At 65.6% G+C, this 17,324-nt stretch carries 17 protein-coding genes; all 17 read right to left on the bottom strand.

What is annotated here, in order from left to right; genetic code table 11:
- Positions 1-34 precede the first annotated feature (34 nt).
- The 17 genes from ureC to L1O02_RS27790 all read right to left on the bottom strand — a co-directional run bounded on the left by ureC (position 35) and on the right by L1O02_RS27790 (position 17,314).
- Positions 35-1,735 carry an urease subunit alpha gene (gene ureC / locus L1O02_RS27870; protein WP_108545973.1) on the bottom strand — a complete coding sequence of 567 codons (1,701 nt, stop codon included), beginning with the start codon at positions 1,733-1,735 and terminating at the stop codon, positions 35-37.
- Positions 1,736-1,858: 123 nt separating this feature from the next.
- Positions 1,859-2,164, bottom strand: coding sequence for an urease subunit beta (locus L1O02_RS27865; RefSeq protein WP_060837308.1), 306 nt, complete (start codon positions 2,162-2,164; stop codon positions 1,859-1,861).
- A complete protein-coding gene (locus L1O02_RS27860; RefSeq protein WP_060842352.1) occupies positions 2,161-2,694 on the bottom strand; it encodes a GNAT family N-acetyltransferase in 534 nt (177 codons plus the stop codon). Before L1O02_RS27860 ends, L1O02_RS27865 begins: the two co-directional genes overlap by 4 nt.
- A gap of 7 nt (positions 2,695-2,701) precedes the next feature.
- Complete coding sequence (locus L1O02_RS27855) at positions 2,702-3,235, bottom strand: GNAT family N-acetyltransferase (protein ID WP_060837310.1); 534 nt, start codon at positions 3,233-3,235, stop codon at positions 2,702-2,704.
- Positions 3,236-3,244: 9 nt separating this feature from the next.
- On the bottom strand, positions 3,245-3,547 hold the full coding sequence (locus L1O02_RS27850) for an urease subunit gamma (protein WP_060837311.1): 303 nt from the start codon (positions 3,545-3,547) through the stop codon (positions 3,245-3,247).
- 43 nt (positions 3,548-3,590) lie between these two features.
- Positions 3,591-4,430: an urease accessory protein UreD gene (locus L1O02_RS27845; RefSeq protein ID WP_235759106.1), complete on the bottom strand. Its 840-nt coding sequence runs from the start codon at positions 4,428-4,430 to the stop codon at positions 3,591-3,593.
- A gap of 30 nt (positions 4,431-4,460) precedes the next feature.
- On the bottom strand, positions 4,461-5,159 hold the full coding sequence (gene urtE, locus L1O02_RS27840) for an urea ABC transporter ATP-binding subunit UrtE (protein ID WP_129406315.1): 699 nt from the start codon (positions 5,157-5,159) through the stop codon (positions 4,461-4,463).
- Positions 5,160-5,275: 116 nt separating this feature from the next.
- The gene (gene urtD / locus L1O02_RS27835; RefSeq protein ID WP_060837314.1) at positions 5,276-6,136 is read right to left on the bottom strand and encodes an urea ABC transporter ATP-binding protein UrtD; all 861 of its coding nucleotides are present in this window, start codon (positions 6,134-6,136) and stop codon (positions 5,276-5,278) included.
- Positions 6,133-7,212 (bottom strand): urea ABC transporter permease subunit UrtC, encoded by a 1,080-nt coding sequence (urtC, locus tag L1O02_RS27830; RefSeq protein ID WP_235759104.1) that lies wholly within the window; start codon positions 7,210-7,212, stop codon positions 6,133-6,135. The genes urtD and urtC overlap by 4 nt, the downstream gene beginning before the upstream one ends.
- The gene (urtB, locus tag L1O02_RS27825; RefSeq protein WP_235759102.1) at positions 7,212-8,714 is read right to left on the bottom strand and encodes an urea ABC transporter permease subunit UrtB; all 1,503 of its coding nucleotides are present in this window, start codon (positions 8,712-8,714) and stop codon (positions 7,212-7,214) included. The genes urtC and urtB overlap by 1 nt, the downstream gene beginning before the upstream one ends.
- A gap of 153 nt (positions 8,715-8,867) precedes the next feature.
- A complete protein-coding gene (urtA, locus tag L1O02_RS27820) occupies positions 8,868-10,133 on the bottom strand; it encodes an urea ABC transporter substrate-binding protein (protein WP_060837316.1) in 1,266 nt (421 codons plus the stop codon).
- 279 nt (positions 10,134-10,412) lie between these two features.
- Entirely contained in the window at positions 10,413-10,712 is a 300-nt protein-coding gene (locus L1O02_RS27815) for a hypothetical protein (RefSeq protein ID WP_060837317.1), read from the bottom strand.
- Between the two features lie 148 nt (positions 10,713-10,860).
- Entirely contained in the window at positions 10,861-11,871 is a 1,011-nt protein-coding gene (locus tag L1O02_RS27810) for an iron ABC transporter permease (protein ID WP_235759100.1), read from the bottom strand.
- Positions 11,868-12,827: an ABC transporter substrate-binding protein gene (locus L1O02_RS27805; protein WP_235759098.1), complete on the bottom strand. Its 960-nt coding sequence runs from the start codon at positions 12,825-12,827 to the stop codon at positions 11,868-11,870. The genes L1O02_RS27810 and L1O02_RS27805 overlap by 4 nt, the downstream gene beginning before the upstream one ends.
- Positions 12,824-13,612 (bottom strand): ABC transporter ATP-binding protein, encoded by a 789-nt coding sequence (locus L1O02_RS27800; RefSeq protein ID WP_235759096.1) that lies wholly within the window; start codon positions 13,610-13,612, stop codon positions 12,824-12,826. The genes L1O02_RS27805 and L1O02_RS27800 overlap by 4 nt, the downstream gene beginning before the upstream one ends.
- Positions 13,613-13,641: 29 nt before the next feature.
- Entirely contained in the window at positions 13,642-15,777 is a 2,136-nt protein-coding gene (locus L1O02_RS27795; RefSeq protein WP_235759094.1) for a TonB-dependent receptor, read from the bottom strand.
- Positions 15,778-15,931: 154 nt separating this feature from the next.
- Positions 15,932-17,314, bottom strand: a complete 1,383-nt coding sequence (locus L1O02_RS27790; protein WP_235759092.1) for a PepSY domain-containing protein — start codon at positions 17,312-17,314, stop codon at positions 15,932-15,934.
- Between the last annotated feature and the right edge of the window lie 10 nt (positions 17,315-17,324).

The following is a 17,324-nucleotide window of genomic DNA, read 5'->3' as shown; positions in this document are numbered from 1 at the left end:
TCAACACCGTCCCTGCCCAGCGGCTGGATGGGTTTCAGAACAGGAAATAGCGCTGGGCCATGGGCAGCACATCCGCCGGTTCACACCACAGCAGCACACCGTCGGCCTTGACCTGATAGGTCTGCGGGTCGACTTCGATGTTCGGCAGGTAGTCGTTATGGATCAGGTCGCTCTTTTGCACCGTGCGACAGCCCTTGGCCACGGCGATGCGTTTTTTCAGGCCCAATTGTTCCGGCACTCCGGCGTCCAGCGCCGCCTGGCTGATGAAGGTCAGGCTGGTGGCGTGGCGGCTGCCGCCGTAACTGGCGAACATCGGCCGGTAATGCACCGGCTGCGGGGTCGGGATCGAGGCGTTGGCATCGCCCATCAGGCTCGCGGCAATCGCTCCGCCCTTGAGGATCAGGGTCGGCTTGACCCCGAAAAAGGCCGGGCGCCAGAGCACCAGGTCGGCCCACTTGCCGACTTCGATGGAGCCCACTTCATGGCTGATGCCATGGGTGATCGCCGGGTTGATGGTGTACTTGGCGATGTAGCGCTTGACCCGGAAGTTGCTGTTGCCGGGGCCGTCGCCCGGCAGCGGGCCGCGCTGGCGGTGCATCTTGTCGGCGGTCTGCCAGGTGCGGGTCACCACTTCGCCGACCCGGCCCATGGCCTGGCTGTCGGAGCTGATCATCGAGAACGCCCCCAGGTCGTGGAGGATGTCCTCGGCGGCGATGGTCTCGCGGCGGATGCGGCTTTCGGCGAAGGCCACGTCCTCGGCGATGCTCGGGTCCAGGTGATGGCAGACCATGAGCATGTCCAGGTGCTCGTCGATGGTGTTGCGGGTGAAGGGCCGGGTCGGGTTGGTGGAGCTGGGCAGCACATTGGAAAAACCGCAGGCCTTGATGATGTCCGGAGCGTGGCCGCCGCCGGCGCCTTCGGTGTGGTAGGTGTGGATGGTCCGCCCCTTGAAGGCGCCCAGGGTGGTTTCGACGAAGCCGGACTCGTTGAGGGTGTCGGTGTGGATCGCCACCTGCACGTCGTACTGGTCGGCCACGCTCAGGCAGTTGTCGATGCTGGCCGGGGTGCTGCCCCAGTCCTCGTGCAGCTTGAGGCCGATGGCCCCGGCCTTGACCTGTTCGATCAAGGGCTCCGGCAGGCTGGCGTTGCCCTTGCCGGTAAAGCCGATGTTCATCGGGAAGGCGTCCGCGGCCTGGAGCATGCGCGCCATGTGCCAAGGCCCGGAGGTGCAGGTGGTGGCGTTGGTCCCGGTGGCCGGCCCGGTGCCGCCGCCGATCATGGTGGTGACGCCGCTCATCAGCGCTTCTTCGATCTGCTGCGGGCAGATGAAGTGGATGTGGGTGTCGATGCCGCCGGCGGTGAGGATCATGCCTTCCCCGGCGATCACTTCGGTGCTGGCGCCGATGGCGATGGTCACGTCGGGCTGGATATCCGGGTTGCCGGCCTTGCCGATGGCGGCGATGCGCCCGTCCTTGAGGCCGACGTCGGCCTTGACGATGCCCCAGTGATCGATGATCAGGGCGTTGGTGATCAGGGTGTCCACCACATCGCACGCCAGCAGCTGGCTCTGGCCCATGCCATCGCGGATCACCTTGCCGCCACCGAACTTCACTTCTTCACCGTAGGTGGTGAAGTCCTTCTCCACTTCGATCCACAGCTCGGTGTCGGCCAGCCGTACCTTGTCGCCCACGGTGGGGCCGAACATGTCGGCGTAGGCCTCACGGGAAATGCGCATTCCTCGTTCCTCGGAAATGAGCGGCAAGCTTCAAGCTGCCAGCTGCAAGAAAATTCAAAAGACATCCATAGCGCTTCAGGCCGCTTTTGCTTGGCGCTTGAAGCTTGTCACTGGGAGCTGTGTTCAGAGGTCGCCCATGATGCGTCCGGCAAAGCCGAACACCCGGCGCTTGCCGGCCAGCTCCACCAGTTCCACTTCGCGGGTCTGCCCCGGTTCGAAGCGCACCGCGGTGCCGGCGGCGATGTTCAAGCGCATGCCGCGGCTGGCGGCGCGGTCGAAGGTCAGGGCGTCGTTGGTTTCGAAAAAGTGATAGTGCGAGCCGACCTGGATCGGCCGGTCGCCGCTGTTGGACACCTTCAGGCTCAAGGTGCGGCGCCCGACGTTGAGTTCGATCTCGCCGGGCTGGATCTGGTATTGGCCAGGAATCATAGCGGTTGTCCCAGAGTCTTGAAGTAGATGGCGGTAGGGGTGTAGGTGCCGTCCGGGCTCTGGCAGTAGTTGGGCAGTTCGCCGACCCGGGTGTAACCCAGGGCGCGGTAGAACGCTTCCGCCGCCGAGCCGGCCTCGGTGTCCAGGTACAGCAGCCCGCGCCGGTGCTGGCGGGCAGCCTGCTCCAGGGCATTGATCAACTGCTGGCCCAGGCCGCGACGCCGGGCGCTGTGCAGCACCATGAGCTTTTGCACTTCGGCGCGGTTGCGCCCGTTGGCCTTCATGCACAGCGCCAACTGCACGCTGGCCAGGACCCTCTCGTCATGCACCACCACCCACAGCAGCAGGCTGCCGTCCTCGACCCCGGCCTGCACGCTGCTGAGGTAGGCCCGGGCCTGACTGTCGTCCAGGTCGGCCATGAAACCGACTGACGCGCCGTGCTGCACCGAGTCCAGCAGCAGGTCGATCAATCCCTGGCGGTAATGGGCAAAGCTTTCTCCATGGACTCGGCGCAGTTGGGCGGCGTTCATCGAGAGGTCACTCCTGGTGAGGGGCGGGCGGTTGTGCCCCGGGGTTGAGAGTCAGTTGCATGAAGGTCAGGTCCAGCCAGCGCCCGAACTTGGTGCCCACCTGGGGCATCTGCCCGGTACTGATGAAACCGAGGCGCTCATGCAGACGGATCGAGGCGGTGTTGCCGCTCTCGATGGCGGCCACCATCACGTGCTTGTCACAGCCACGGGCGCGTTCCAGCAGCACCGCCATCAGTTGTGGACCCAGGCCGTTGCCGCGCTGGTCGCGGCGCACGTAGACCGAGTGTTCCACGGTGTGGCGAAAGCCGTCGAAGGGCCGCCAGTCGCCGAAGGAAGCGTAGCCGAGCACCTGCTCCTCGGCGTTGACCACCACCAGGATCGGATAGCCCTGGCTCTGGCGCGCGCTGAACCAGGCCTGACGGTTGCCCAGGTCGACCGGGGCGTCGTTCCAGATCGCCGTGGTATTGAGCACAGCGTCGTTGTAGATGTCGCGGATCGCCGGCAGGTCGGCGTGCAGCGCATCACGGATGCGATAGGTCATGACGCGGCCTCAGGCGATGGGTTGGTGGACGGTGACCAGCTTGGTGCCGTCGGGGAAGGTGGCCTCCACCTGAATCTCCGGGATCATCTCCGGGATGCCTTCCATCACCTGTTCGCGGCTGAGCAGGGTGGTGCCGTAGTGCATCAGATCGGCCACGCTCTGGCCGTCCCGGGCACCTTCGAGCAGCGCGGCGGAAATATAGGCCATGGCTTCCGGGTAGTTGAGCTTGAGGCCGCGGGCCAGTCGCCGTTCGGCCACCAGGCCGGCGGTGAAGATCAGCAGCTTGTCTTTTTCGCGTGGGGTCAGGTCCATCGTGATCGATCCGTCGTTGGGCAGTTTGAAAAGGGCAGGTGTTTCATGTGTTCCAGATCCTCGGCGGCACCGCCTCGCGGCCCAGCAGGACCGGGCGCAGCAGGCGCCACAGGTCGATCAGCCAGGCACGGGCGAGCAGGGCCTCGCTGGCCAGGCAGCGGGCCACCAGCAGCCCCGGCAGCTGGCTCAGGTCGCCGCGTACCGGGTGCTGCAGAGCACGGCAGCGCTCCAGCAGTTGGCTGTCGATGTCGCCGCTCACCAGCAGGGTGGCGAACACCGGCTGGCCGTCCAGGCCGATGGGCGAATCCAGCAGGCCGTCGCCGCCGCTGAGGCGCTGGCGCTCATGCCACAGCGGCCGGCCGTCGCGACGGATATCCAGGTGGGCCTGGAAGTGTCCGTGCTCGAAGCGCTCGGCACTGGCCGGGCGGCCGAGGGCGACGATGTCCCAGTAGAACAGCCGGGCGTCGCCTTGCAGGTCGATCCGGGTCGTCAGTTCGGCCTGGGCGGCGCTGAAGACAATGGTTTCCTGGGGCAGCCACTCCAGGGTCGCCCCCGGCGCCACCTGCAGGTCCAGGGTCTGCCCGGCCGGGCTGTTGGCGCGATACCACTTGGCGGCGCCGGGGCTGGTCAACTGGGCCCAGGCGTCGCGCTCGACCCGGGCACTGATGGCCAGCCGGTCGCCGCCGGCGATGCCGCCGGGCGGGTGCACGATGATGTGCTGGCACACCTCGGGTCCTTCGGCGTACAGGTGCTTCTGCACCCGCAGCGGGCCCAGGTGGCGGCGCAGCACCGGGCGCGTGCTGGCGCCGAAACGGGCGTAGGCCAGCTCCAGTTCGGCGTGCCAGCTGGGGGTGAACAGGGCGGTGGCGGCAGGTGAGTTCATGCTGGGTCGTTATCGTTAGGAGGCTACAGATTAGATCGTAACCAGGCCGCGTACACCGTCGGCCTGCATATTTTCACCGCGGCCCTGCTGGATGATTTCCCCCCGGGACATCACCAGGTAGTGGTCGGCCAGTTCGGCGGCAAAGTCGTAGAACTGCTCCACCAGCACAATCGCCATGTCGCCCCGGGCCGCGAGTTGCTTGATCACCGCGCCGATTTCCTTGATCACCGAGGGCTGGATGCCTTCGGTGGGCTCGTCAAGGATCAGCAGCCGGGGCCGACTGGCCAGGGCCCGGCCGATGGCCAGCTGTTGCTGCTGGCCGCCGGAGAGGTCGCCGCCGCGGCGCTGCTTCATCTGCAACAGCACCGGGAACAGTTCGTAGATGAAGGCCGGGACTTCCTTGGCCTGGGAGCCGGGGAAGCGGGACAGACCCATCAGCAGGTTTTCTTCCACGGTCAGGCGAGCAAAGATCTCCCGCCCCTGGGGCACGTAGCCGATACCGGCCTGGACCCGTTGGTGGGGCTTGTAGCCCGTGATGGCCCGGCCCTCCCAGTTGACCGTGCCCTCCCTGGCCGGCAGCAGGCCCATCAGGCATTTGAGCAGGGTGGTCTTGCCCACGCCGTTGCGCCCGAGCAAGCAGGTCACTTCGCCGATCCGGGCCTCGAAGCTCAGGCCCCGGAGGATGTGGCTACCGCCGTAGTACTGGTGAAGCTGTTGGACCTCTAGCATCGGAACTCCGTCAGTAGATTCAAGCTGCAAGACTCAAGCTGCAAGTCAGGGCAGGATGGTTGTACGGCTTTGCTCTTTACTTGCCGCTTGAAGCTTGCGGCTTGTCGCTGGCCGATTCATCGGCCCAGGTAAACCTCAATCACGCGCTCATCGGCCTGCACCTGTTCCAGCGATCCTTCGGCCAGCACGCTGCCCTGGTGCAGCACGGTGACGTGGTCGGCAATCGAGCCGACAAAGCCCATGTCGTGCTCCACCACCATCAGCGAGTGCTTGCCGGCCAGGGTCTTGAACAGCTCGGCGGTGAACTCGGTCTCGGCATCGGTCATGCCCGCCACCGGTTCGTCCAGCAACAGCAGTTGCGGGTCCTGCATCAGCAGCATGCCGATCTCCAGGAACTGCTTCTGGCCGTGGGACAACAGGCCGGCCTGGCGCTGGGCCGAAGGGCTCAGGCGAATGGTCTCCAGCACCTGGGCGATGCGGTCCTGCTGTTCGCCGCTCAGGCGCGCGCCGAGGCTGGCCCACACCGACTTGTCGGTCTTCTGCGCCAGCTCCAGGTTCTCGAACACGCTCAGGGCCTCGAACACCGTGGGCTTCTGGAACTTGCGGCCGATCCCGGCCTGGGCGATCTGCACTTCGCTCATCCGGGTCAGGTCCAGGGTTTCGCCGAACCAGGCCTTGCCCCGGGTCGGCCGGGTCTTGCCGGTGATCACGTCCATCAGGGTGGTCTTGCCCGCGCCGTTGGGGCCGATGATGCAGCGCAGTTCGCCGACGCCGATGTACAGGTTGAGGTCGTTGAGGGCCTTGAAGCCATCGAAGCTGACGCTGATGTCCTCCAGGGTCAGGATGGTGCCGTGACGGGTGTTCAGGCCTCTGCCGGCGGCCTGGCCGAGGCCGATGGCGTCGCGGCTGCTGCCCGAGTCCTTGTTGGGTTCGAGTATGGGTTCGAGCATGAAGTCCGCCGTGGCCGTGACTCTCATTGTTCACCTCGTTTCTTCAGCAGGCCGATCACGCCCTTGGGCAGGTACAGGGTCACCACGATGAACAGGGCGCCGAGGAAGAACAGCCAGTACTCGGGGAAGGCCACGGTGAACCAGCTCTTCATGCCGTTGACCAGCCCGGCGCCCAGCAGCGGGCCGACCAGGGTGCCGCGCCCGCCCAGGGCCACCCACACCGCGGCCTCGATGGAGTTGGTGGGGGACATTTCACTGGGGTTGATGATGCCCACCTGGGGCACGTACAGGGCCCCGGCCAGGCCGCAGAGCACCGCGCTCAGGACCCAGACGAACAGCTTGAAGCCGCGTGGGTCGTAGCCGCAGAACATCAGGCGGTTCTCGGCGTCGCGCAGGGCGGTCAGCACCCGGCCGAACTTGCTCCGGGCCAGGCGCCAGCCCAGGAGCAGGCTGGCCACCAGCAGCAGCACCGTGGCCAGGAACAGCACCGCCCGGGTGCCCGGCTCGGTGATGCCGAAGCCCAGGATGCTGCGGAAGTTGGTGAAGCCGTTGTTGCCGCCAAAGCCGGTCTCGTTGCGAAAGAACAGCAGCATCCCGGCAAACGTCAGGGCCTGGGTCATGATCGAGAAGTACACGCCCTTGATCCGCGAGCGGAAGGCGAAGAAACCGAACACCAGGGCCAATAGACCCGGCGCCAGCACCACCAGGCACAGGGCCCAGAGGAAGTGGCTGGTGCCGGTCCAGTACCAGGGCAACTCGTTCCACGAGAGAAAGGTCATGAATGCCGGCAGGCCGTCTCCGGCGGCCTGGCGCATCAGGTACATGCCCATGGCGTAGCCGCCCAGGGCGAAGAACAGACCGTGGCCCAGGGACAGCAGCCCGGCATAGCCCCAGACCAGGTCCAGGGCCAGGGCGACGATGGCGTAGCAGAGGATCTTGCCCACCAGGGTCAGGGTGTAGGCCGAGACGTGCAGCGGGTGGTCCGCCGCCAGCAGCGACAACAGCGGCAATGCCAGCAACACCAGGAGCAGCAGGGCGCCGACGCTGAGGGTGAGCTTGGGCCCGGCTTTCTGGCTGGCGGTAATGAGCAGTGGTTGGTTCATCAGTCGATCACCCGTCCTTTCAGTGCAAAGAGTCCCTGGGGACGTTTCTGGATGAACAGAATGATCAGCGCGAGGATCAGGATCTTGCCCAGCACGGCGCCGATCTGCGGTTCGAGGATCTTGTTGGCGATCCCCAGGCCGAAGGCCGCCAGCACGCTGCCGGCCAACTGGCCGACGCCGCCGAGCACCACCACCAGGAACGAGTCGATGATGTAGCTCTGGCCCAGGTCCGGGCCGACGTTGCCGATCTGGCTCAGGGCCACGCCGCCCAGGCCGGCGATCCCCGAGCCGAGGCCGAAGGCGAGCATGTCCACCCGTCCGGTGGGCACGCCGCAGCAGGCGGCCATGTTGCGGTTCTGGGTCACCGCGCGCACGTTCAGGCCCAGGCGGGTCTTGTTCAACAGCAGCCAGGTGAGCACGACGACAAACAGGGCGAAGGCGATGATCACGATGCGGTTGTAGGGCAGTACCAGGTTGGGCAGGACCTGGATGCCGCCCGACAGCCAGGCCGGGTTGGCCACCTCGACGTTCTGCGCGCCGAACAGCAGGCGCACCAGTTGGATCAGCATCAGGCTGATGCCCCAGGTGGCCAGCAGGGTTTCCAGCGGGCGGCCGTAGAGGTGGCGGATCACCGTGCGCTCCAGGGCCATGCCGATTGCGGCGGTGACAAAAAATGCCACCGGCAGGGCCAGCAACGGGTAGAACTCGATGGCCTGCGGAGCAAAACGCTGGAACAGCCACTGCACCACGTAGGTGGAGTAGGCGCCGAGCATCAGCATCTCGCCGTGGGCCATGTTGATCACCCCCAGCAGGCCGAAGGTGATGGCCAGCCCCAGGGCCGCCAGCAGCAGGATCGAACCCAGGGACAAGCCGCTGAAGGCCTGGCCGAGGACCTCACCCAGCAGCAGCTTGCGCTTGACCTGGGCCAGGCTGGTTTCGGCGGCGGTGCGCACGTTGGCATCGGCCTCGACCCCGGGTTGCAGCAGGCCTTCGAGACGGGTGCGGGCCAGCGGGTCGCCGGTTTCCCCCAGCAGGCGCACGGCGGCCAGGCGCACTGCCGGATCGCCGTCCACCAGTTGCAGGTTGGCCAGGGCCAGGCTCAGGGCGTCGTGCACGCCGGGGTCCTGCTCGGCGGCGAGCCGGGCATCGAGGAATTTCAATTGCGCCGGCTTGGCGCTTTTCTGCAGCTGCCGGGCGGCGTCGAGCCGGGTGCTGGCCTCGGTGGCAAGCAACTGGTGGCTGGCCAGGGCGCTGTCGATCAGGCCCCGCAGGCGGTTGTTCAGGCGCAGGGTTTTGCTTTCACCGGCGATGCTCAGTTGACCCTGCTGCAGGGCCTTGAGCAGTTCCAGGCGTGCCGGATCGGGCTGCGCGGCCCAGGTTTCCAGCAGTTGCGCCTGTTGGTTGGAATTGGCCGCGACAAAATCTTCGGCTTCACCGGCATGGGCTGCGATGGGCAGCAGTAACAGGCAGGCGAGGAGCAAACGGTAGAGGGCAGTGGGCATGGCGATGTCCTTGAAAACACCCGGGTAACCCGTAGGAGCGAGCTTGCTCGCGATCCGCGCAGCGGCCAGCCGAGCGGTTTTCGTTGCAGGTCCTGCGGACCTCATCGCGAGCAAGCTCGCTCCTACAGGGAAGGCGTCAGGCCTGGGGCTGGATCAGTTGCTCTTGACCGCGTAGTCCGGCTTCTTGTCGTTGCCCGGAATGAACGGGCTCCATGGCTGGGCACGGATCGGCCCTTCGGTCTGCCACACCACATTGAACTGACCGTCCGGCTGGATCTCGCCGATCATCACCGGCTTGTGCAGGTGGTGGTTGGTCTTGTCCATGGTCAGGGTGTAGCCCGAGGGGGCGGCGAAGGTCTGCCCGGCCAGCGCCTCACGAACCTTGTCGACATCGGTGGACTTGGCTTTCTCCACCGCCTGGGCCCACATGTGGATGCCGACGTAGGTGGCTTCCATCGGGTCGTTGGTCACCGCCTTGTCCGCTCCCGGCAGGTTCTTGGCCTTGGCGTAGGCCTTCCAGGCAGCGACGAACTTCTGGTTCACCGGGTTATCCACCGACTCGAAGTAGTTCCACGCTGCGAGGTTGCCCACCAGCGGCTTGGTGTCGATGCCGCGCAGTTCTTCCTCGCCCACCGAGAACGCCACCACCGGCACGTCGGTGGCCTTCAGGCCCTGGTTGGCCAGCTCCTTGTAGAAGGGCACGTTGGAGTCGCCGTTGACCGTGGAGATCACCGCGGTCTTGCCGCCGGCGGAGAACTTCTTGATGTTGGCGACGATGGTTTGATAGTCGCTGTGACCGAACGGGGTGTAGACCTCTTCGATGTCCTTGTCGGCCACGCCCTTGGAGTGCAGGAACGAACGCAAAATCTTGTTGGTGGTGCGCGGGTAGACGTAGTCGGTGCCCAGCAGGAAGAAGCGCTTGGCGCTGCCGCCGTCTTCGCTCATCAGGTATTCCACGGCCGGGATCGCCTGCTGGTTCGGCGCGGCGCCGGTGTAGAAGACGTTGGGCGACATTTCTTCGCCTTCGTACTGCACCGGGTAGAACAGCAGGCCGTTGAGTTCCTCGAACACCGGCAGCACCGATTTGCGCGACACCGAAGTCCAGCAGCCGAACACCACCGCCACCTTGTCCTGGGTCAGCAGCTGGCGGCCCTTCTCGGCGAACAGCGGCCAGTTGGACGCCGGGTCCACCACCACCGGTTCCAGCAGCTTGCCGTTGACCCCGCCCTTGGCGTTGATCTCGTCGATGGTCATCAGCGCCATGTCTTTGAGCGAGGTTTCAGAGATCGCCATGGTCCCCGACAGGGAGTGCAGGATACCGACCTTGATGGTCTCGGCGGCCTGGACGGTCCAGGTCATGCCCATCGCGGCAATGCTTGCCGAGAGAGTGAAAGCCTTGAGCAAACTACGACGCTTCATTGTGCGATCTCCATGAACTTTTGATTTTTTTTCAGGCGGCAGATGCGGACTTCACAGGCTCGGTGAACACCTCGGCACTCGCCGAGGTGTTCACCGAGTCGGTACTGAAGGGGTGTTTTGCAAGGGATGTGCCGAGTCGCCGCAGGGCATGAAAACGTCGCTTCAGGCGCTGGGGCAGGGCGGTCGATGCCCCAAGAGGAGGCCTGGATCAGAGGATGGTGCGCAGGGATGCGTCATTGTGGTGCTGCCGCAGAGCGGCAGCCTTGGTCAGCGAGGGCTTCAGTTCACCCCAGGGAAGGAGTCGACGTATTTGATGGTGAAGTCGGGAAAGGAGTCGACGATCTGGATCTTGTAATCGGGATAGCTGTTGACGATCTTCCACTTGCCCGGCGAGTCGGCAAAGGAGTTGACCTGCTTGACCTTCAGGTCGGGAAAGGAGTTCACCACCTTGACCTTGTAGTCGGGGAAGCTGTTGACGATCTGGATGTTGCCGTAGATTTTCGAGACGTCGACCGAGGTGCCGGCCTGGGCGCCAAGGGCGGTGCCGAGCAGCACGGCCAAGAGTGCGGTTCTGAACATGAGACTCATCCTGAGAGATCCAAGCGCGCGATCTTAAAGCAAGGGCGACGATTGTAGGAGCTGGCTGGCCAGCGAAGAGGCCCTCGAATCTGGCACAAGGCTCAGGGGCGTCTTCGACGGCCAGCCGGCTCCTACAGCGGCGGATGGATCAGCGGCGGCGCATCAGGCCGATGAAGAACAGCCCGCCAATGGCCGCCGTGGCCACACCGATCGGCAGGTCCTCGGGGGCGATCAGGGTGCGGGCGGCGACGTCGACCCAGACCAGGAACAGGCTGCCCAGCAGCACGCACACCGGCAGCAAGCGGCGATGTTCGGCGCCCACCAGGCGCCGGGCGATGTGCGGCACCATCAGCCCGACAAAACCGATGGAGCCGCTGATGGACACCAGCACTCCGGTCATCAGCGAGGCGATCAGGAACACCTTCAGGCGCACGTTGCGCGCATTCAGGCCCAGGGTCACGGTGGTCTGTTCGCCGGCCATCAGGGCATTCAGCGGCCGCGCCATGCCCAGCAGCAAACCCAGCCCCAGCAGCACGCTGGCCGCGGGAACCGCCAGCAGTTCCCAGCGCGCCAGACCCAGGCCGCCGAGCATCCAGAACATCACCGCCGAGCTGGCCCGGTGATCGCCCATGAACAGCAGCAGGTTGGCCACCGCCATCATCACGAAGGACACCGCCACCCCGCACAGCAGCAGGCGGTCGCTGTCCAGGCGGCCGTTGCGGGCGGCGATCCCCAGGACCAGGGCCATGCTCAGCAGGGCGCCGACAAAGGCCGCCAGGGGCAGGGTCAGGAGACCGATGACCTGCCCCAGGTGCAGCACCACGATCACCGCGCCCAGGGTGGCGCCGGAGGTCACCCCCAGCAGGTGCGGGTCGGCCAGGGGGTTGCGGGTCACGGCCTGCAGCACCGCGCCGATCAGGGCCAGCCCGGCGCCGACCAGAGCGCCGAGCAGCATGCGCGGCACGCGGATCAGCCAGACGATATGCTCCTGGCCCGGGCTCCAGTCCACCGTGCCCAGGCCCAGGGCCTTGTGCAGGAGAATCCGCCCGACCACCTCCGCCGGCACCCGCGCCGGGCCAAACCCCAGGGACAGCACACAGGACGCCAGCAGCAGGGCGCCGAGGGTCAGCAACAGCCAGGCATAGCGACCCTTGATCATTGGCCGTGGAAACCCTTGGCGAGGGCTTCTACCGCCAGCACGTTGTCGATCCCCGGGGTGGCCTGCACATAGGGAATGACGATGAGACGCTGGTTCTTGATCGCGTCGACCCCTTGCAGGGCCTGGTTGTTCAGCAGGAACTGCTGCTTCTGCTCGGCGGTGACTTCGCTGTAGTCGACGATGACGATCACCTGCGGGTTGCGTTCGACCACGGTTTCCCAGTTGACCCGGGTCCAGCTGGCCTCGACGTCGTCGAGAATGTTGCGCCCGCCGGCCGCATCGATCAGGGCCTGGGGCATGCCCAGGCGGCCCGAGGTCATGGCCCGGTCTTCGCCGCTGTCGTAGAGGAACACCCGGGGCTTGTCCTTGGGCAGGTCCTTCTGTACCTCGGCGACCTGCTCCTGCATCTGCGCGATCAGCGCGTTGGCCCGGTCCTGCACGTCGAAGATCCGGCCCAGGTTGCGCAGGTCGTTGTAGGTGTCGTCGAGGCTGGCCGCCGGGCGCTTCATCACGAAGGCGCAGGACTCGGTCAGCTCGTAGACGTTGATCCCCAGTGGCGCCAGGGTCTGCGGCGTGAGGTCACCGCCGATGCGCATGCCGTAGTCCCAGCCGGCGAAGAAAAAGTCGACGTTGGCGTTGAGCAGGGTTTCCACCGACGGGTACTTGGCCGCCAGCTCCGGCAGTCCGTCGAGCAGGGTGCTCATTTGCGGGGTCACGGCCTTCCAGCCGCTGACGCCGCTGTAGCCCACCATGCGCGGCTTGAGCCCGAGGGCGAGCATCATCTGGGTCATGTTGATGTCGTGGCTGAGGGCGTGTTGCGGCGCCTGCTTGAAGGTCACTTGGCGGTCGCAGCTGTTGATCGTCAGCGGGTAGTGGGTGGCTGCGGCGAAGGCCTGGGCGGTGCCCAGTGACAGGGCCAGAAACAGGCTGCGGTGGAGCAGGGAGCGCAAGGTCATGGTTGAGTGATCCAGGTGATTCGTGGGTAGCCGGACAGGGGGTGGGCGTCGATCAGGGCCTCGACCCCGAAGACATTGCGCAACAGCTCGACCGTCAGTACCTCGGCGGGGGATCCGCTGGCGACGATGCGCCCGTGATTGAGGACGTACAGCCGGTCGCAGAACGCCGCGGCCAGGTTCAGGTCATGGATGCTCGCCAGGGTGCCGATGCCCAGGCGCTTGACCCGTTGCAGCAGCTCCAGCTGGTAGCGCGGGTCGAGGTGATTGGTCGGTTCATCGAGGATCAGCAACTGCGGTCGCTGAGCCAGGGCCCGGGCCAGGATCACCCGCTGTTTCTCGCCCCCCGACAAGGTGGCGAACGCATGGTCCTCGAAGCCCAGCAGACCCACCGATTCCAGTGCCTCGCGGGCGATGCGCCGGTCTTGTTCGGTGTCGCCGTCGAACAGGCCCTTGTGCGGCGTGCGGCCCATGGCGACCACTTCTTCCACGGTCAGGCCGAAGGCGTCGGGAAACTCCTGGAGCACCACGGCAATGCGCTGCGCGCACCAGCGCGGCGACTGCTTCCAGACGTTGTGGTGGGCCAGTTGCACCTCGCCCTGCTGCGGCTTGCTGAAGCGGTAGGCGCAGCGCAGCAGGCTGGTCTTGCCGCTGCCGTTGGGGCCGATCAGGCCGACGAATTCGCCGGCCGCCACCTGCAGGCTGGCCTCACGCAGTTGGAACTGGTGATGGCAGTGGCCCTGGCCCAGGGGTGTCCAGGCCAGGTTGGTGAGGTTCAGCGAGGTCATGCGGTGTCCGTAGGGTCCGGCCGGTGCGGTTAAAAGGTGTAGTCAGCGGTGACGAACAACGAGCGCGGCTCGCCGAGTATCCATTGCTGGCCGTCATTGTATTGGCTTTGTGCGTACTGGCGGTCAAACAGGTTGTTCAATTGCAGGCCCAGGGTGGTATTGGGCAGGGCTTTCCACGACAGGTTGGCGTCGACCACGGTGTAGCTGGGCAGTTCGTTGCGGTTGGCCATATCGGCGTAGCGCGCATCTACGTAGCGCACCCCGGCGCCGGCCCGCAGGTCATCGTTGAGGGCTTTGCTCAGCCACAGGTTGGCGGTGCGGCGCGGCACGTCCACCGGGCGATTGCCATCGCGGGAGACTTGCACGCCGTTGACGTCCTGCTGGAAGTCGTCGTACTGGGCACGAACGATGGCGGCGTTGGCCTGCAGTTGCCAGGCGTGGGGCAGTTGCAGCTCCAGGCTGGCTTCCAGGCCGTTGGAGGATTGCTGGCCCACTTGCTGTTTGCGGTTCGGCTCGCCGGGCACATCGGTCAGCAGCTTCTTCTTGACGATGTGGTAGGCCGCCAGGGTCCATTCGCCGCGCTGGTCCCAGAACGCCTGCTTGAGGCCGATCTCGGTCTGCCGGGCGCTGGACAGGTCGAACTGCTGCTGGCTCTTGCTCAGGGAAATCAGCCCGCCGACACCGTCGGTGCTGGTGGAGTACTGGCCGTATACCGAGGTGTCCGCAGTGACGGCGAATACCAGCCCGGCCTTCCAGTTGTTGCCGGTGAGGGTCTTGTCATCGCGCTCGTTCTTCACCAAGTCATCGCGATCGATATGCGCGTAGTCGCGGCGCACACCGCTCACCAGGGACCAGCGCTCGCTGAGTTGCAGGCGGTTTTCGGCGAACACCGACATCTGTTTGGTGGTGGTCTTGAATTGATCGCGGTAGGGGCTGTTGCTGGCGAAGTCGCCCGGTGCCGGGTGATACAGGTCCAGCGGTTGACCGTTGGTAACGCTGTCGGTGAAGGGCGAATTGCTTTTCAGGTGAAAGCGAATGCGGTTGTAGTCCACCCCGGTCAGGGTCTGGCTGTCGAGGCCGAACAGCGAGTGCCGGAGGGTGAAGGTCTGGCGGTCGCCGACCTGTTCCTGCTGGTGGCCGATACCGTAGTAACCGCTGCGGCTCAGTTGGCCGGTGGGGGAATTGAAGTTGTAGTTCTCGGCGTTCTGCCAGCGGCGCTGGGCCTTGAGGTAGTACAGCTCGTTGCTGGCACTGAGGGTGTCGGAAATCTGCCATTCGCTGGTCAGGCGGGTCCACTGGTCGTTGTAGTGCTGCTGGTCATTGTGGATGTTGTAGTTCTTGTCCCGCAGGCTCTTGTGCAAACGCCCGTCGATCAGCGGCGTGCCGAAGTTGTTCATCGGGTTCTGGTCGCCGTAGTCGTGGGCCAGGGTGAAGGCCAGGTCGTCGCGGGCTTGCCAGCGCAGGGCGGCACTGACGAAGTCGGCGCTGGAGTCGCCGCGGTCGATCCAGCCGTTGCTGCGCTCGCGGTTGAGGTTGAGCCGGTAGCTCAGGCTGTCGTTCAGGGAGCCGCCGCTGTCCAGGGCTTGTTGCTGGCGATCGAAGGAGCCGTAGCCCAGGCGCAGGTGGTTTTCGATCGCGCCGCTGAACGGCTTTTTCGGAATGCTGTTGATCACCGCACCGGTGGCGCCTTCGCCATACAGCACCGAGGCCGGGCCACGCAGCACGTCGACCCGCTCCACCGCCCAGGTGTCCACCGGGAAGGTCACGGTGCCCATGCCGGTGTACAGGCGGTTGCCGTCATACAGCTGCATCACCGAGCTCTGCCCGGTAAAGCCCCGTGCCGACAGCGAGGTGCCGCCGTCCCCCGGGGTGCCGGTGCGGCTGATGCCGGTGCTGCGTGATACCGCGTCCTGAATGCTGCGATCGCCCCGGGCGCGGATCCGTTCGCCGCTCAGGCTGTCGGTGCTGGCCGGGGTTTCCAGGGCACTGAGGTTCAGGCGCGAACCGGCGCGGGTGGGGGTGTTCAGGCTGACGCTGTCGTCGGCCTCGCTGGTCGCAGCCGAAATGGTGCCGGTAGGCAGGGTCAGGGACGAGGCAGATGGGGCCGCTTGGGCCAGGCAGGGCAGGGCGATCAGGCAGAGGCTGGGCAGCAGGGAGTTGTTCATCGGGACGCTGAATCACTTCTTCGAGGGGGTGCCCGCAGTGGGGGGACTGCGGGCCGGGATCTTACACGTTAGCGTTATAAAGTAACATTATAACTGTGCATGGCTAAGCTGCCGGGATTCTACAGAGCCCTCTGGAACGCGCATCTCGGCTGATTCATGTTGAAGATGAAGCCGATTCAGGGCCGTGGTTGAAGCGTGACAGCAGCAGGCGATCGAGCAGCCACACGGCAACCAGCGAGGCCCCGACCAACGGAAAGGCCAGGGCCAGCAACGCCATGATCAGGATCGCGGTTTTCCATTTCGGCAGGTCATGGCGCAGCGGTGGGACGCCGAGTCGACCCTGGGGACGCCGCTTCCACCAGATGACGATGCCGCTCACGGCGCTGAGCAGGATCATCAGGCACACCACCAGCACCAGGATCTGGTTGATGCGGCCGAACATCTTGCCCTCATGCAGCATCACCCCAAGCTCGGTGGCCCGGGCCACGTTGCTGTAATGCTGCCAGCGTACGTCGGCCAGGACCTGGCCGCTGTATTGGTCGACATGCAGGGTGGCGTCGTGGCGCGGGTCATCGGCGAACACCGAAATGGTGAACACCCCGGTGGCGCTCTTGGGCAGGGTAATGCTGTAGCCCGGCGCCACCTGGCGCTGTCGAGCGATGTCCTGCACCGCTTGCAGGCTGACGCTCGGGGCCGCGGGAGCACTGTCGGCCCCGCTATGGGCCATGTGTTCGGCGTGGTCGCCGGACATCGGCATCGGCGTGTTTTCCAGCGCCCAGGGTACGGTCTGGCGCGTGGCGCTGTTGAGTGTGCGGGCCTGCTGGTCGGAGGTCGGTACATCGTTCCACATGGCCGCCGGGAAGCGGTTCCACAGGTCGGCGTACTGCTTGCCCCAGAAGCCGGTCCAGGTCATGCCGCTGAGCAGCATCAGCAGCAGGAATGCCGCGCCCCAGAAGCCCAGCACGCCGTGCAGGTCACGCCAGAACAGGCGACCGCGGGCACTGAAGCGCGGCCATAGCACGCCGGCCGACGACTTGCCCCGGGGCCACCACAGGTACAGGCCGGACACCATCAGGACGATGCCCCAGCCTGCGGCCAGTTCCACCAGGCGGTCGCCGACGGTGCCGATCATCAGTTCGCCGTGAATGGCCCGGGCCACGGCCTGCAGGTTGCGCTTGGCATCCTGCTCGCCGAGCACGTCGCCGTGGTAGGGGTCGATGAAGACATTCAGCTCCTGCCCCTGGTCCTGCACCACGAACTGCGCACTGCGCTCGGCATCGATGGGCGGCAGGTACTGCGTGATATGGCCCCGGGGGTAGGCCGCTTGCACCCGTTGCAGCAAATCGTCGGCGCTCAGCTGGTGATGACCGGCGGGCACCTTGAGCAGGCTGGGGTACATCAGCGGGTCCAGTTGCGGTTTGAACAGGTAGATGATGCCGGTCAGGGCCAGCATCACCATGAATGGAGCCACGAACAGCCCGGCGTAGAAATGCCAGCGCCAGGCCAGGTTATAGAAAGACACGTTGGGTCGACTCATCGGGGAACGC

The sequence above is a fragment of the Pseudomonas sp. BC42 genome (assembly GCF_021560055.1).
Lineage (GTDB): Bacteria > Pseudomonadota > Gammaproteobacteria > Pseudomonadales > Pseudomonadaceae > Aquipseudomonas.
Note: the sequence above shows the minus strand (reverse complement) of the source record. Positions and strands in the feature narration are given on the sequence as shown.

Excerpts from the sequence above, each read along its gene's own strand:
- L1O02_RS27815 (WP_060837317.1), bottom strand. The coding sequence starts at position 10,712 with ATGTTCAGAACCGCACTCTTGGCCGTGCTGCTCGGCACCGCCCTTGGC.
- L1O02_RS27795 (WP_235759094.1), bottom strand. The coding sequence starts at position 15,777 with ATGAACAACTCCCTGCTGCCCAGCCTCTGCCTGATCGCCCTGCCCTGC.
- L1O02_RS27855 (WP_060837310.1), bottom strand. The coding sequence starts at position 3,235 with ATGACCTATCGCATCCGTGATGCGCTGCACGCCGACCTGCCGGCGATC.
- L1O02_RS27805 (WP_235759098.1), bottom strand. The coding sequence starts at position 12,827 with ATGACCTTGCGCTCCCTGCTCCACCGCAGCCTGTTTCTGGCCCTGTCA.
- urtB (WP_235759102.1), bottom strand. The coding sequence starts at position 8,714 with ATGCCCACTGCCCTCTACCGTTTGCTCCTCGCCTGCCTGTTACTGCTG.
- urtA (WP_060837316.1), bottom strand. The coding sequence starts at position 10,133 with ATGAAGCGTCGTAGTTTGCTCAAGGCTTTCACTCTCTCGGCAAGCATT.
- L1O02_RS27865 (WP_060837308.1), bottom strand. The coding sequence starts at position 2,164 with ATGATTCCTGGCCAATACCAGATCCAGCCCGGCGAGATCGAACTCAAC.
- urtC (WP_235759104.1), bottom strand. The coding sequence starts at position 7,212 with ATGAACCAACCACTGCTCATTACCGCCAGCCAGAAAGCCGGGCCCAAG.
- L1O02_RS27845 (WP_235759106.1), bottom strand. The coding sequence starts at position 4,430 with ATGAACTCACCTGCCGCCACCGCCCTGTTCACCCCCAGCTGGCACGCC.
- L1O02_RS27810 (WP_235759100.1), bottom strand. The coding sequence starts at position 11,871 with ATGATCAAGGGTCGCTATGCCTGGCTGTTGCTGACCCTCGGCGCCCTG.
- L1O02_RS27790 (WP_235759092.1), bottom strand. The coding sequence starts at position 17,314 with ATGAGTCGACCCAACGTGTCTTTCTATAACCTGGCCTGGCGCTGGCAT.
- L1O02_RS27860 (WP_060842352.1), bottom strand. The coding sequence starts at position 2,694 with ATGAACGCCGCCCAACTGCGCCGAGTCCATGGAGAAAGCTTTGCCCAT.
- ureC (WP_108545973.1), bottom strand. The coding sequence starts at position 1,735 with ATGCGCATTTCCCGTGAGGCCTACGCCGACATGTTCGGCCCCACCGTG.
- urtE (WP_129406315.1), bottom strand. The coding sequence starts at position 5,159 with ATGCTAGAGGTCCAACAGCTTCACCAGTACTACGGCGGTAGCCACATC.
- L1O02_RS27800 (WP_235759096.1), bottom strand. The coding sequence starts at position 13,612 with ATGACCTCGCTGAACCTCACCAACCTGGCCTGGACACCCCTGGGCCAG.
- urtD (WP_060837314.1), bottom strand. The coding sequence starts at position 6,136 with ATGAGAGTCACGGCCACGGCGGACTTCATGCTCGAACCCATACTCGAA.
- L1O02_RS27850 (WP_060837311.1), bottom strand. The coding sequence starts at position 3,547 with ATGGACCTGACCCCACGCGAAAAAGACAAGCTGCTGATCTTCACCGCC.